Raw genomic sequence first — 13735 nt, forward strand, 5'->3', positions numbered from 1 at the left:
CCAGCTCGACCAGAGCGAAATCGAGCTGGTGCTGCTCGATCAGGATGATCACCCCGTCGACGGCCTGCTCGTTCAGCTTGCTGAACTGACACGCACCCAACGCCACATTGGGTGCGTCAGACGCACCGAACGCCACATTGGGGCGCTTGTCGGGGGCTACGGGTGGCGACTGACGGGTGGACGTGGGCGTTGTTTGGCCGCCGCGTACGCGGCACGAAGTTCGGCGATCACGTCGTCGGGTCGGGTGCGGAGCCGGATCGGCAACGTTTGCAGGAAGGCGATCCCGGCGGCCGCGTAGCGAGCGTTCCGATCGAGGGTGTTCGAGTAGTCCTCCCACTCGCTGTGCCACTTGCGCGAGTCGATCTCCCAGGCGAATGCGACGTCGTCGCACCAGGCGTCCGGCTTGGCGACGAACGTGCCGTGCTCGTCGAAGACTTGGACGTTCCACTCCGCGGGAGGCAGCCCGGCGAGTTTCCAAATCTGCCAAGCATCGGCCTCGGCAACTGATTCGGCCCCGCAGAGGATCGCCTGCAGGGCACGGCGTGGGATCGCCGAGCCCCGTTGGCTGCCGAGCCGGAGTTCCCGGTCGAGTTGTTCCGCCGTGCACCGCTTGCGTTGGACCGCCTCCGCCAGGATCGCTTGCACGGTGTCGAAGTCACGGATCCGGCGCGTCGCGTCGAGCGCCGCCCGATACGCGGGCGCGACCGGGATGCCACCTCGTGGGATCGGACTGGGCAACCTGGTCGTGCGTTCGACCAGGACGAATCCGGTGCTGGTGATCTCCCTTTCGTCCGACACGAGTATGTGCACGTCATCGGGCTCCGGGCAGTGCCGGAGCCCATGTCTTCGAAGCGCCCAAAGCCCGGTGAGCACAGCGGATCCGCCGCCCCGGATGAGCGCCGCTTGCAGCTTCTGCTCGCTCGTGGGTTCGGTGGGATGCAGAAGAATGACTCCTGGCAAGAGCCGTCGCCACGGACCACCGGGCAGGCAGCGTCGATAGACGCTGCTGCGGGGCATGCCGATCTCCTCGAGTTCGGCCGTGCGCACGACGTCCGGATTGTTCTTGTGGCCGGCAACCAATGGATGCCGTGCCCAGGTTCCCCTCGTCACCTGCCCAGCTTGACCACATTTCCGGGCGAAGCGCCAGCTCACAGCGTCGCGAACGGTCCTTTGGCGCCGTTTCATGGTCGGAATCCGCCACTCGCGGGGCTCCCGCCCGCGCGCCCCAATGTGGCGTTGGTTGCGTCTCACGCACCGAACGCCACATTGGGTGCGTGCCACGCACCGAACGCCACATTGGGGCGCTGGCGACCTCCGGGGCTTGATTTGTCCACCGGACAACGGAAAAGATCACACCGGAAATGTGACAACGTTGTCAGGAGGACACGGATGAGAACGCGGACGCGCGTCCTTGCCACCCTGCTCGCCGGAGCCACCGCCATGGCCCTCGCGACCCCCGCCCAAGCCGGTGGCAAAGCCGAGGATCCCACCACCCTCGTCGACACCTCGATCGGGAACAACGGGGACGGCACCACCTTCCCGGGCGCCACCACTCCCTTCGGGATGGTGCAGCTCAGCCCGGACACCCAGCTCAAGAAGTACGCGTCCTACGACTACGCGCAGGACACCACCCTCGGCTTCAGTCACACCCACCTCTCGGGCGTCGGCTGCCAGACCATGGGCAACGTCAGGTTCATGCCCACCACCGGCGCCGTCACCAGCAGCGATCCCGCGCAGTACGGCGCCAAGTTCAGCCACGCCGACGAAACCCGCCAACCCGGGTACTACGGCGTCAAGCTCGACAACGGCATCGACGCCGAACTCACCGCCACCCAGCGCACCGGCCAGCACCGCTACACCTTCCCGGACACGGCAAGCAGCGAGAACGTCCTCATCGAGGTCGGCGAGAGCAACGGCTACACCTACGCCGGCGACGTCCACGTCGTCGGGGACGACACCGTCGAGGGCTGGCTGCAGGGCGGCAACTTCTGCTGGGAGACGCAGAAAGAGCGCTACAAGGTCTTCTTCAGCGCCAAGTTCGACCGCAAGTTCACCAGCTTCGGGACTTGGACCGACAACAAGCTGACCGCGAACCAGCGCGACGCCGAGCTCGGCTCCCAGCGCACCGGCGCCTGGCTCACCTTCGGCACCGACAAGAGCCAGGTCGGCGCCTCTGTCGGCCTCTCCTACACCTCTGTCGACGGCGCTCGGCTCAACCGCAGCACCGAGCAGCCAAAGTCGTTCGACAAGGCCGAAAAACAAGCGCACGACACCTGGGAAGACGAGCTGAACCGCATGCGCGTCGCAGGCGGGACGACCGCCGACCGGCGGACCTACTACAGCGCGCTGTACCGGTCGCTGCTGCACCCGTCCGTCGGGTCCGATGTGGACGGTTCCTACCGCGGCTTCGACGACGAAGTACACCGAAGCCGGGACACGTACTATCAGATGTTCTCGCTGTGGGACACCTACCGCTCGCAGAACCAGCTGGTCGCGCTGCTGCACCCGGACAAGGCCGCGGACATGACCAAGTCCGTCCTCAAGATCTACCAGGACGGCGGCTGGGTGCCGCGCTGGGCGCTGGCCGGCGGCGAGACGAACGTGATGAGCGGCGACCCCGTCACGCCGTGGGTGGTCGACAACTACCGCCGCGGCATCCTCGACGACAAGACCGCGCGCCAGCTCTTCGGCGCGTTGTGGCGCAACGCCAACGAGGTCCCCGCGGACCAGTCGATCTTCCGCGGCCGCGACGGCAACCCGTCCTACGTGAAGAACGGCTGGATCGGCTACCAGGATCTGCCTGGCTACACCTACGGTGACACCCGCCAGGCCGGTTCGGCGACCCTCGAGTACGCCCTCGCCGACTGCGCGCTGTCCACCATGGCGCAGGGCCTCGGGTACCAGGACAAAGCCAAGACGCTCCGGGACCGCTGCGGCAACTTCTCGAAGCTCTGGGACACCAGCGTCGAATCCCACGGCTTCACCGGCTTCCCGCGCACCAAGGCCGCGGACGGCACCGGCGTCGGCGACCCCGACCCGGCGCAGTCCATCGGCTTCCACGAGGGCACGCCGTGGCAGTACCAGTGGCTCGCCCAGCAGGACACGGCGAAGCTGTTCGGCCTGATGGGCGGCCCGGCGCAGGCCGAGAAACGGCTCGACACGTTCTTCGACACGCCGTTGCTGCTCACCGACCCGGCGAAGGCCGCCGCGGACTCCTGGGTCCTCGGCGCGTACGACTACCACAACAACTTCGCCTTCAACCCGAACAACGAGCCCGACCTGCACGCGCCCTGGATGTACAGCTGGACCGGCGCGCCGTGGAAGACGTCGGCCGTGCTGCGCGCCGCGCGGACGCTCTTCACCGACACGCCGTACGGCATGCCGGGCAACGACGACCTCGGCACGATCTCGTCGTGGCTCGTCTTCGGCATGGCCGGCGTCTTCGAGGCCCAGCCCGGCTCCGGGACGTACCTGCTCAGCACGCCGATGTTCGAGAAGGTCGAGATCCACCCGGCCGGCGGCCGCGAGATCGAGATCGACGCGCCCGGCGCGAGCGCGGCGAAGCTGCAGTACACAAAGGACGTCCGGATCGGACACCGCGGGTACGACCGCAGCTGGATCTCCCACGAGGACCTGCTCCGCGCGGGCAAGATCGAGTTCCGCCTGAGTGACACCCCGACGAGCTGGGGGACGAAGTCGGCGCCGCCGGCGATGTGATCGCGCAACGGCCTCCTCGGCACTCGGGGAGGCCGTTACGATCCCCGCATGCCGACGCCGGACACCCGTGAGCGCATCCTCGGAACCGCCACGCGGCTGTTCGACCGGCACGGGGTCCACGCCGTCGGGCTGCAGCGGATCATCGACGAGTGCGGCTGCGGCAAGAACCTGCTCTACACGCACTTCGCGAGCAAGGACGACCTGGTCGTGGCGTACTTGGACCGGTGCGGCGCCGACTGGGATCGCCTCGTGACCGGCGTCCGGGCGGCCACTCCGGAGCGGCGGCTGGTGGAACTGGTGCGCGAGGCCGGGGTGCGGGCGACCGCGCCCGGCTCGCGCGGGTGCGCACTGCGCGCGACGCTCGCGGAGTTCCCGGAGCGGCGGCACCCGGCCCACCGCGTGGCGGTGGACCACCTGGTGCGGGCGCGGACGCAGCTGCGGGAACTGGCGGCGGAGACGTCGGCGGCGGACCCCCAGCGGCTGGCGGACCGCGTGATGGTGATCATCGACGGCCTGTACGCGAACGGCCCGATCTTCGGCGACGACGCGGCCAAGGCAGCGGTCGCCTTCGCGGAAGACGTGGTGCGCGCGGAGACCTCAGCGGACGGCTGATTTCGGGCGTGCGCGGCGTGAACGCGAACCGCGTGTCTCACCCGCTCAGTGTGTTGGTGTCAACCGGATCTGACAGGTTGAATCGACGTCATGTTGAGGTGGCAACAAGCGGAGGGAAAGCGTCATGCGCTCGACGGGGCCTTCCCGCCGCGTCCGCAAGAACAGTTCGAGGCCTTGTGCGGGGCGGAAGTGACCGTCGCGGTGCGCGACATTCCGCAGCTCGGCGGGAACTGGTTCGACCCGACCTGCGCCGAATGCCGCGCCGCGTGGCTGGCTCGGTGCTGACCGGCGCCGACCGGGACCAGCGGCTGGTCGAGCGCGTCCACGACCTGCACGGCTCGCTCGGCCTCGACGTCGCGTGGCTGGCGCGCACCCTGGACGACGAGTCGCCCCGGCCCGACATCCTCCGCGACCTGGGCGAACGGCTCGCCGAGCTGGGCGCGGACCTCGTCACGCGCGCCGACGAGCTGGACGCCCGGGTCCGCGCCACCCTCCCGGAGCACGGGTGGCTCCCCGAAGCGGGCGCACGGCGGCGCGCACTGGCCGTCGCCCACCAGGTCGGCCCGCACCCCCTCCGGTGCGGGCCGATCTTCCTGGCCGTCTGCGGCGCGGCGTGCTTCCCCTTCTACGGCACGGACCCCGCGGGCCGGACAGCGCGGCACGAACGGTGCGAAAGGTGCCTCCAGGTGCGCTGACCTGCCGTTCGTGCTGAGCTGGAGGCATGGCTGAGGCGAAGACGAACGCGACCGAGCGGTTCTTCCGGATCGCGATCGCGATCAAGGGTCTCGACGGCGCCCTGCAGGTCGTCGGGGCGCTGATCCTCGCGTTCATCCCCGCGTCGACCGTCAGCGGGTTCACCCACGCGGTCATCACGCGCGACCTGCTGGGCGACCCGTCCGGCACCCTCGCGCGCCACCTGGAGTCGGCGACGGAGAACTTCCTCCACGGCGACACGAAGACGTTCGCCGTCGCATACCTGCTCGCCCACGGCCTGATCAAGCTCGGCCTGGTCTGGGCGCTGGCGCGCAAGATCGTCCGGGCGTACCCGGTCGCGGCGCTCGTCCTCGCGGCGTTCGTCGTCTACGAGATCTTCCGGGCGATCCACACGCACTCGATCGCGCTGCCGTTCTTCGCCGCGCTCGACGTCGTGATCATCGTCCTGGTCCTGCGCGAGTACCGGCAGCTCAGGCGGGGGCGCTAGGCGGCGACGGGAAATCGCACCGTCGTGCTGTCGGCCTCCAAGGGTTCGACGTAGAGGGCGGTCGCGTTGTCCGAGCCGCCGCGGGCGAGCGCCGCGTCGACCAGCTCGGCCGCGCCGGTGCCCGGCCGGGCCAGCACCGCGCGGATCCCGCTGCCCGTCAAGGGCTTGTGGACGCCGTCGCTGGTCAGCAGCAGACCGGCACTCGACGTCTCCGCCGTGCCGATCTCCTCCGGCTTGGTCGTGCGGACGCTCGTGGTGACGACGTGCTCCATCCGCGGGGTCACCGGCTGGTGGCGGGCGCGGAAGTACTCGGCGAGCGTGTGGTCGGTGGTCAGGCGGCCGAGCGTGGTGCCGTCCCAGGCGTACGCGCGGGCGTCGCCGACCCAAGCGATGCGGTACCCGCCGTGCTCGGCCGGCATGGCGACGACGAGCACCGCGTCCCCGAGCGTCTGCTCGCGAACCGCGCGCTGCGCCGCGAGAACGGCTTCGACGGGTCCTTTGTGGACCGGAGTGCGGGCGGCGGCCGCGGCGGCGACGCGGGCGGCCCGCGCGGCGGCGGGCTCGTCCCCGACGCCGTCGGCGAGGGCGAACACGATGCCGGGGCCACCGGCCGCGGCGTACGCGCCGACGGCGTCGGCGTTGAGCGAGCGCGGCCCCTGGGCGCTCGCGGTGTGCCAGCGCGGGTAACCCGGACGTGTCGTGATCATCGCGGCCTCCTCGTCCCTCTGACCTCCATGATCCGCGCTCAACCTGTGGGCCGTCTGAGACTTTCCTGTGCCGGCGGTGTCGGTCCGGGTACCTTGGGAACGGGGTGGGGCATGGAGTTCCGGATTCTCGGTCCGCTGGCGGCGATCCGCGCGGACGGCCGCCCGGCCGTGCTCGGCGGGCGGAAACCGCGGACGCTGCTGGCGGCGCTGCTGCTGGCGCGCGGGCGGGTGGTTCCCGATGAGCGGCTCATTTCGCTGCTGTGGGACGGCGTCCGGCCGTCGACGGTCGAGGCGCAGCTGTGCACGTACGCTTCCCGCTTGCGCAAGGGACTCGGGCGGCCCGCGCGGCTCGTCCGGTCGGGTGGCGGGTACCTGCTCGCCCCGGACGGCGGCACGGTCGACGCGGAGGAGTTCGAGCGGCTGGCCGCTTCCGGCCACGACGAGCTGCGCGCGGGTGCGGCGGGGCGCGCGGCGGAGCTGTTCGGCGCCGCGCTCGACCTGTGGCGTGGTCCCGTTCTCGCCGGCATCGCCGAACCGCTCCGCGCGGGGGAGGCGGCGCGGTTCGAGGAGCTCCGGCTGGCCGTCCTGGAAGGCCGGATCGAAGCGGAGGTGGCGGCCGGCGACCACCTGCGGGCGGTGCCGGACGCCACCGGTCTCGTGCTCGAACACCCGCTGCGGGAACGCGCGCGGGCGCTGCTGATGGCCGCGCTCTGCGCGAGCGGGCGCCCGGCCGACGCGGTGGCGGTGTACCACCGGGGCCGGCGGATCCTCGACGAACGGCTCGGGATCGCGCCGGGCCCGGTGCTGCAGGCGGCGTATCAGCGGGTGCTGTCCGGGTAGGGCGACGAGCGGAAGTCCCGGTCGAGCTCGGCGGTCGAGCGCGGCAGCCAGTACCGGGCCTGCGCGCGGATCTGCTCGCGCGGCAGGCCCGGGTTGACGTGCCGGTGGTCGGGCTTCGCGATCGACTGCAGCGCCCAGGCGAAGCCGAGCATCGGGGTGATCCGCGCCCAGCGGCGGCGGTCGATGTCCAGCACCATCTGCGCGCGCTGGACGGCGTGCCAGAAGTGGTAACCCGACGGCGGATCGCCGTCCATGGTGTGCACTTCGGACTCGACCTCAGCCCGCCGCGGGTCGAACAGGATCCCCTGCCCGAAGGCGGCGAAGGCCCTCGTGAGGCCCTCTTCGTCGCCGCGGTAGAAGCGGTCGAAGTTGCCGAGCTGCAGGGTTGACAACGTTCTCAGCGGCTGCTCGATGGGCTTGACGAACTCCGCGTAGTTGTTCGGGTAGCCCGGTTCGAGGCTCAGCGCCCGCCACTTCGCCGGCAGGCCCTCCGGGGCGTTCTGCTGGATGAAGGGGAAGAGCACCGCGTAAGCGTCCTGGACCTCCTGCGCCGGGTGGTACAGCGCGATTTCGTCGAGCTGGTACCAGAGTTCGTTGGCCCTCCGGTCGCCCAGCATGCCCGGCACGGGCGGCAGGGCCGTCGTCGTCGCGGCTCCGGCCGTGCCGGCCATGAGCGTGGTGCTCGCGACCGCGACAGCCGCTCCCGCACCGAGTTTGAGCAGGTTCCTGCGATCGAGCGTCATGGATTCACCCCCGTCGGCGGCCCCCTGCCGCCGTCGCCGCCACAGTACGGAAAGTTTCCATACTTTCTCTGTACGATCGTCTCCCGTGGACGATTACCGCGCGCTCGAGAACCTGATCGCTTCGTACGCCGCGCTGGTCGACGCGGGGGACTTCGACGGCGTCGGCGTGCTGTTCGCGGACGGGGCGTTCGTGGGCAGCGGCGGGGCCCTCCACGGCGCCGAGGTCACGCGGATGCTGCGTGACACGGTGATCGTCTACGACGACGGGACCCCGCGGACCAAGCACGTCACGACGAACATCGCGCTGGAGGTCTCCGGCGACACGGCGTCGGGGCGCGCCTACTTCACCGTGCTGCAGGCGGCGCCGGGGCTGCCGCTGCAGACGATCGCGGCGGGCCGGTACGCGGACTCGTTCACGCGCACCGCGGACGGGTGGCGATTCACCGAACGCCGAGCCACGGTCGATCTCGTCGGCGACGTCGGTCACCACCTGCGGCTCCGGCCGTAACGACCCGCTGACCTGCGACGACTTCGGGTACAGGACCCGAAGGAGCCGGCCATGGGCGGAGCGTCGCAGGACTTTCGGCCACTCATGGTGTTCGGCGCGCGCCGGGACCACGCGGGAATGGTGGACCAGGGCGACCTGCTGGCCGCGGTCGAGCTGCAGGCCCAGCTCGGGGCATCCGTGCGGCTCGTCGAAGCCGAGGCGCTCACGGAAGCCGAGATCCGCGAAGATCTCATCCTGATCGGGGGCCCGGACGGCAATTCCCTGACCGGAAGGGTCCTCGAGCGCCTGGATGGTGTGCTTTCGCTCGGGTTCGCCGAGCACGGCTCCTCGGTGTACGACCGCAAGTCCGGCTTCGCGGCCTCGCCGCGGTACGACGACGCCGGTGATCCGCGCGTGGACTACGGCCTGGTCATCCGCGCCGCGAACCCCTTCGCGCCGGAAACCGCGGAGGTCGTGATCGTCGCGGGGTGCGGGGGTTACGGCACCGCGGCCGCGGCGGAGGCGTTCGACGAGGCGGAAGCCCTGGGCGGGTACCGGCATTTCGAGGCTCTCGTCGAGACGACGGTCTTCCGCCGGGCCCACCGCGACACGTTGGTCCGCGAGGCCCGGGGGATCGCGTAGAAAGGCCCGGACTTCCGTGGGGAAGCCCGGGCCTTCGATCACTTCTGCAGGTCGTAGACCGTCTGGCCGTCGACCGTGGTGGCGGTGAAGTTCGCCGTCACCCACGCGGTGATCTCCGAGGAGCCGCCGCCCGGGCCGCCGCCGCGGCCGCCGTCGATGTAGTACTCGACCTCGCCGGCCGCGACGTACGCCTTGAACTCGTCCAGCGTCGGTGCCGGGTCGGAGCCGCTCCAACCGCCGATGCCGATCACCGCCTTGCCGCTGGCCAGTTCCAGCGACGCCGCGTTCTGCGAGCCGGTCGTCGCCGCGGCCCACTTCGTCGTCGTCTTCGCCAGCAGCGCGCCCACCGCGCTCGAGGACGACTCCTCGCCGCCCATGCCGCCGCCCATCGCGCTCGACGTCGGTCCCGAGGTCGGGATCGAACCGCTGTGCGCCACCGACGCCGTCTCGACGCCGTAGGCAGCGGTGGAGACGCCCAGCGTCAGGACGACCGCCGCCGCCACGATCGTGGCCGCCTTGCGGAAGGTGGGTACGCCCATCACCAGCACCGTCCCGGCCAGGACGCCGAGCACCGCCACGATCCAGCGCAGCGCCGGGAACCAGTCCGGCGTCCGGTCGAGCAGGATGAACGACCACACCGCCGTCGCCACGACCATCCCGGCCAGCGTCGCCCGCGGGCCCAGGTGGTCCCGGCCCTGCCACAGCGCGCGGCCCGAGATCGCGACCAGCGCGGCGATCGCCGGGGCGAGCGCGACCGAGTAGTACGGGTGCACGATGCCGCTCATGTAGCTGAACACCACCGCCGTCACGACCAGCCAGCCGCCCCACAGGACCAGCGCCAGGCGCGTCCGGTCGGTGCGCGGCGCGCGGCGGGTGAACCACAGCCCGGCGACCATCCCGATCAGCGCGGCTGGCAGGAGCCACGAGATCTCCGTGCCGAAGCTCGACCCGAACATCCGGAAGAGGCCGGACGCGCCGCCGAAGCCGGTGTTCCCGCCGCCCATGCCGCCGCCACCGCCGGGGCCGCCACCGTCGCCGCCGCCGAAGATGCGTGACAACCCGTTGTAGCCCAGGGCAAGCTCGAGCAGACTGTCCCCTTCGGACCCGCCGATGTAGGGCCGTGACGCCGTCGGCCAGAGGTCGACCAGCGCGATGTACCAGCCGGCCGAGACGACCAGCGCCGCGACCGCGCCCCCGAGGTGCAGCAGCCGCTTGCCCAGCGACGTCGGTGCCGCGATCAGGTACACCAGCCCGAACGCGGGCAGCACCAGGAACGCCTGCATCATCTTCGTCAGGAAGCCGAAACCGATTGCGACACCGGCCAGCGCGAGCCACTTGGGGCTGGCCTTTTCCGTGGCCCGCACGACGAAGTAGGCGCCGGCGACCATGAGCAGCACGAGCAGCGCGTCCGGGTTGTCGAACCGGAACATCAGCGCCGCCACCGGGGTGAGGGCCAGCATCGCGCCGGCCATCAGCCCGGCGATCGGACCCGAAGTCCGTTTCACCGTCAGATAAAGGATCCCGACGGAAGCGACGCCCATCAGCGCCTGCGGGGCCAGCACCGTGAAGCTGGAGAACCCGAAGATCCGTGCGAAAGCGGTGGCGACCCACAACGCCGCGGGCGGCTTGTCGACCGTCAACACGTTGCCCGAGTCGAGCGACCCGAACAGCCACGCCTTCCAGTCCTGCGTCCCGGACTGCACGGCGGCGGCGTAGAAGGAGTTGCCGTAGCCGGACGCGGTCAGGTTCCAGAAGTACAGCACGGCGGTCGCGGCCAGCAGCCCGAGCACCGACGGGCGGACCCAGCGCGGCGGCGCGTGCGCCACGGACTCCTTGCGGTGACGCGGTTCCTGCGTCACGGTGCCGGACAGGACGGCGGTCATCAGAACTCCTTCTGGGTAGCGGCCTGGCGGCGCGGGTTGAACACCCAGCCGCGCAGGAGCAGGAACCGGAGGACCGTCGCGGCGAGGTTCGCCAGCACGAGCACGGTGATCTCCAGGACCAGGCCGGGGGTGGTGGATCCGTGGAGCAGGGCCAGGGATCCGCTCGTCAGGGCGAGCCCGAGGCCGAAGACGATCAGCCCTTCGAACTGATGCCGCCCGGCGCCGGTGCGGCCGCGGATGCCGAACGTGAGCCGCCGGTTGAGCGCGGTGTTCGCGATCGCCGTCACCAGGAGCGCGGCGAAGTTCGCCGGCTGCGCGCCGACGGCCGTGCGCAGCAGCAGGAACAGCACGAGGTAGGCCAGCGTGCTGCTGACGCCGATGGCGGCGAACCGCACGAGCTGTGTCACCAGCCGCGGCGGCACGCCCGGCGCGTCGACGCCGATCGGCTGCCGGCCGAGCTGCTCGCGCAGCCGGCTGATCGGGATCTCGCCGGTGAAGGTGGCTTTCGTGACGCGGGCGATGCCTTTGAGGTCGGCGGTGGCGGTCTTGACGATGTTGACCGACGAGTTGGGGTCGTCGACCCAGTCGACCGGTACCTCGTGGATCCGCAGCCCGGCGCGCTGGGCGAGGACGAGCAGTTCGGTGTCGAAGAACCAGCCGGTGTCCTCGACGTGCGGCAGCAGTTCACGCGCGACGTCGGCGCGGATGGCCTTGAAGCCGCACTGCGCGTCGCTGAACTTCGCGGCGAGCGTCGAGCGCAGGATCAGGTTGTAGGCGCGGGAGATGAACTCGCGCTTCGGCCCCCGCACGACGCGCGCCCCGCGGGCGAGCCTGCTGCCGATGGCGAGATCGGAGTGCCCCGAGAGGAGAGGGGCGACGAGCGGGCCGAGCGCGGCGAGATCGGTGGAGAGGTCGACGTCCATGTAGGCGAGGACGGCGGCGTCGGAGGCCCGCCAGACGGCGTTGAGCGCGCGGCCGCGACCCTTCTCGTCGAGGTGGTGGACGGCCACCTCGGGGAACTCCCTGGCGAGTCTTTCGGCCACCCGCAGCGTCGCGTCGGTGCTCGCGTTGTCGGCGATCGTGATCCGGTAGGGGTAGGAGACGTGTTCGGCCAGGTGCGCGTGCAGCCGTCGGATGCACGGTTCGAGGTCGGCCTCTTCGTTGTAGACCGGGATGACGACGTCGAGGACGGGCTGCGGACCGGCCAGATCGACCGGGACGGTCCCGGGCCGTGCTGCGGAGGCGGTGGCTGTCATGCCTCATACAGTCGCGTGCCCCGCTTTGGTGATCGTGTGATCGCCCTGTGCGGTTGCTGTGCGCCGCACCCGGCTCGATCCGGGACTTCACCTCGGCACGGGTCGGCCGGGCGCTCGATCGCTGTGGGAAGGCTGCGGAGCCGGTCTCGGCCTGTGGGCCTGGGGCAGTGGCGATCTTCCGATCCGGATGACCCTCACCGTCGCCGCCCTGCTCGTGGCTGCGTCGGCTCGCCCGCCCGCTCCACCGATGGGAGTCGATCATCGTGAAGGCTTGGTTGCAGACCTTGTTCCACACCGCAATGGCTCATGGCGCCACTGGCGTCATCGTCTTCGTGCTGGTGGTCGCTCTGGCCTGTGTTGTGTCCGGAACCTCCGCGACGGTCATCTACGCCATCGCGGTCCTGATCACCGCCTGCACCCTGCTGACCATCGCAGTGACTACCGCCCTTCGAGGTCATCACTCTGCGGATGCCGATGAAGAAAAGCGCCCAGCTCAGCGGTTTGAACGTGACCGCTCGGAGTGAACGCGCCGCACCCGGCGCCCACCTCGTGGACGCCGGGCACGGACTCAGCTGTGCGCCCGCAGCGGCACGACCTCACCGGGCGGCACGGCGCGGCCGGGTTCACGCCGGACCGCGGTGGTGCAGATCGTCAAAGTGATCAGCGCCGCGTACTTCGGGTGCCGGTCCACGTAGACCTCCGTCGCGAAGCACGCCGCCGCCAGGATCGCGCGGCCCGCGTGGATCTGCTCGAACCCGATGCCCGCCGGGCAGAACAGCGAGACCACGGTGTCGCCGTCGACCGGGCGGGTCCACAGGATCGCCGGGCGGCGGCCGTCCACCGTGCAGATCCGCGCGCCCGCGAAACCCGTGCGGAGGCGGTGCTGCACGACGATCGCGCGCAGCCGGCCGCGGAGGTGGCGGCGGGCCGCGCGCCAGTAGAAGACCCAGTTGAACGCCACCACCAGGGCCACCAGGGACCAGACCAGCCCCAGCGAGAGGACGACGTTGACCAGGGCGTAGGGCAGGAGCGTCACGGCGAGGATCTCGTAACGCCAGTGGTAGAGCCACAGGACCGGGTTGGGCCGCTTGACGTGGGTCAGCTGCCGGGCCAGTTCGGTGGCGTGGTCGTCGCGGGTCATGACCGTGCTCCTTTCCCTCCGTCGGCGGCCGCGACCGCGGGCGCCGAGCGAACGACTCCGGTACCGGCGCAGGCCGGGCAGGCCACGCCGTCGGTGAGGGTGAGCCCGTGACCGCCGCAGGAACCGCAGGCGTGCACGGTGTCCCAGCGCGGGTCGCGGTAGACGCGGGTGCCTCGGGCCCCGCGGTGGACTTCCCAGCCGCGCGCGGTGGCGCGGGCGTCTTCGTCGGCTGCGAACAGCCACTCGCCGAGGCGGAGCACCAGCCGGTCGAACCAACCGGGCTCGCGGGACGTAGGTAGGTTGTGATCTGGCATCGTGACACCCCCGGGAACACCGCACGGACTCGGACGGGCAGCCCGGCAAGGGCGCCCACGGGCGGCTCGGGGAGGCCGCCGGGCACTTTGCGTAGTGCCCCAGCTGCGCGTGGTCGCGTTCCACTACGGCGAATAGGGGGTCCGCGAGCTGGGGATTCAACCCGTTCGGGCGAGTCGGCCCCAGTCCGCACC

16 protein-coding genes are annotated in these 13735 nt (G+C 70.8%); 9 read left to right on the forward strand and 7 right to left on the reverse strand.

Going from position 1 to position 13735, the window contains the following annotated elements; genetic code table 11:
* Window positions 1-156: 156 nt before the first annotated feature.
* Window positions 157-942: a hypothetical protein gene (locus AB0M59_RS09710; protein ID WP_364612205.1), complete on the reverse strand. Its 786-nt coding sequence runs from the start codon at window positions 940-942 to the stop codon at window positions 157-159.
* A 447-nt stretch (window positions 943-1389) separates the two neighbouring features.
* Here AB0M59_RS09710 and AB0M59_RS09715 point away from each other — a divergent pair, with 447 nt between their 5' ends.
* The 5 genes from AB0M59_RS09715 (at window position 1390) to AB0M59_RS09735 (ending at window position 5530) form a co-directional block, all read left to right on the forward strand.
* Entirely contained in the window at window positions 1390-3717 is a 2328-nt protein-coding gene (locus tag AB0M59_RS09715; RefSeq protein WP_364611488.1) for a GH92 family glycosyl hydrolase, read from the forward strand.
* Window positions 3718-3765: 48 nt separating this feature from the next.
* Window positions 3766-4329 carry a TetR/AcrR family transcriptional regulator gene (locus AB0M59_RS09720; protein WP_364611491.1) on the forward strand — a complete coding sequence of 188 codons (564 nt, stop codon included), beginning with the start codon at window positions 3766-3768 and terminating at the stop codon, window positions 4327-4329.
* A gap of 90 nt (window positions 4330-4419) precedes the next feature.
* On the forward strand, window positions 4420-4614 hold the full coding sequence (locus AB0M59_RS09725; RefSeq protein ID WP_364611494.1) for a zinc finger protein: 195 nt from the start codon (window positions 4420-4422) through the stop codon (window positions 4612-4614).
* On the forward strand, window positions 4584-5024 hold the full coding sequence (locus tag AB0M59_RS09730; protein WP_364611497.1) for a hypothetical protein: 441 nt from the start codon (window positions 4584-4586) through the stop codon (window positions 5022-5024). The genes AB0M59_RS09725 and AB0M59_RS09730 overlap by 31 nt, the downstream gene beginning before the upstream one ends.
* 26 nt (window positions 5025-5050) lie before the next feature.
* Entirely contained in the window at window positions 5051-5530 is a 480-nt protein-coding gene (locus AB0M59_RS09735) for a DUF2127 domain-containing protein (protein WP_364611500.1), read from the forward strand.
* Here AB0M59_RS09735 and AB0M59_RS09740 read toward each other — a convergent pair.
* On the reverse strand, window positions 5527-6237 hold the full coding sequence (locus tag AB0M59_RS09740) for a serine/threonine protein phosphatase (RefSeq protein ID WP_364611503.1): 711 nt from the start codon (window positions 6235-6237) through the stop codon (window positions 5527-5529). The genes AB0M59_RS09735 and AB0M59_RS09740 overlap by 4 nt on opposite strands.
* Window positions 6238-6348: 111 nt before the next feature.
* On the opposite strand from AB0M59_RS09740, the gene AB0M59_RS09745 reads away from it, so the two are divergent.
* The gene (locus AB0M59_RS09745) at window positions 6349-7077 is read left to right on the forward strand and encodes an AfsR/SARP family transcriptional regulator (RefSeq protein WP_364611505.1); all 729 of its coding nucleotides are present in this window, start codon (window positions 6349-6351) and stop codon (window positions 7075-7077) included.
* On the opposite strand, the gene AB0M59_RS09750 is transcribed toward AB0M59_RS09745, so the two are convergent.
* A complete protein-coding gene (locus AB0M59_RS09750; protein ID WP_364611508.1) occupies window positions 7056-7820 on the reverse strand; it encodes a hypothetical protein in 765 nt (254 codons plus the stop codon). The two genes, AB0M59_RS09745 and AB0M59_RS09750, sit on opposite strands and share 22 nt — an antisense overlap.
* Before the next feature lie 85 nt (window positions 7821-7905).
* Between AB0M59_RS09750 and AB0M59_RS09755 the strand changes: the two genes are divergently transcribed.
* Complete coding sequence (locus tag AB0M59_RS09755; protein ID WP_364611510.1) at window positions 7906-8328, forward strand: nuclear transport factor 2 family protein; 423 nt, start codon at window positions 7906-7908, stop codon at window positions 8326-8328.
* Between the two features lie 51 nt (window positions 8329-8379).
* Complete coding sequence (locus tag AB0M59_RS09760; protein WP_364611512.1) at window positions 8380-8949, forward strand: hypothetical protein; 570 nt, start codon at window positions 8380-8382, stop codon at window positions 8947-8949.
* Window positions 8950-8987: 38 nt separating this feature from the next.
* Here the strand turns inward: AB0M59_RS09760 and AB0M59_RS09765 are convergent, their stop codons facing one another.
* Window positions 8988-10832, reverse strand: coding sequence for a glycosyltransferase family 39 protein (locus AB0M59_RS09765; protein ID WP_364611515.1), 1845 nt, complete (start codon window positions 10830-10832; stop codon window positions 8988-8990).
* Window positions 10832-12088, reverse strand: a complete 1257-nt coding sequence (locus AB0M59_RS09770; RefSeq protein WP_364611518.1) for a bifunctional glycosyltransferase family 2/GtrA family protein — start codon at window positions 12086-12088, stop codon at window positions 10832-10834. Before AB0M59_RS09770 ends, AB0M59_RS09765 begins: the two co-directional genes overlap by 1 nt.
* Window positions 12089-12351: 263 nt before the next feature.
* Here AB0M59_RS09770 and AB0M59_RS09775 point away from each other — a divergent pair, with 263 nt between their 5' ends.
* Window positions 12352-12612, forward strand: coding sequence for a hypothetical protein (locus tag AB0M59_RS09775; RefSeq protein WP_364611521.1), 261 nt, complete (start codon window positions 12352-12354; stop codon window positions 12610-12612).
* Window positions 12613-12656: 44 nt separating this feature from the next.
* Here AB0M59_RS09775 and AB0M59_RS09780 read toward each other — a convergent pair whose 3' ends face one another.
* Window positions 12657-13229, reverse strand: a complete 573-nt coding sequence (locus AB0M59_RS09780; RefSeq protein WP_364611524.1) for a hypothetical protein — start codon at window positions 13227-13229, stop codon at window positions 12657-12659.
* Window positions 13226-13543: a hypothetical protein gene (locus tag AB0M59_RS09785; RefSeq protein ID WP_364611527.1), complete on the reverse strand. Its 318-nt coding sequence runs from the start codon at window positions 13541-13543 to the stop codon at window positions 13226-13228. The genes AB0M59_RS09780 and AB0M59_RS09785 overlap by 4 nt, the downstream gene beginning before the upstream one ends.
* Window positions 13544-13735 lie beyond the last annotated feature (192 nt).

Origin of the sequence: Amycolatopsis sp. NPDC051371 (genome assembly GCF_040682155.1) — a bacterium.
Taxonomy (GTDB): Bacteria; Actinomycetota; Actinomycetes; order Mycobacteriales; family Pseudonocardiaceae; genus Amycolatopsis.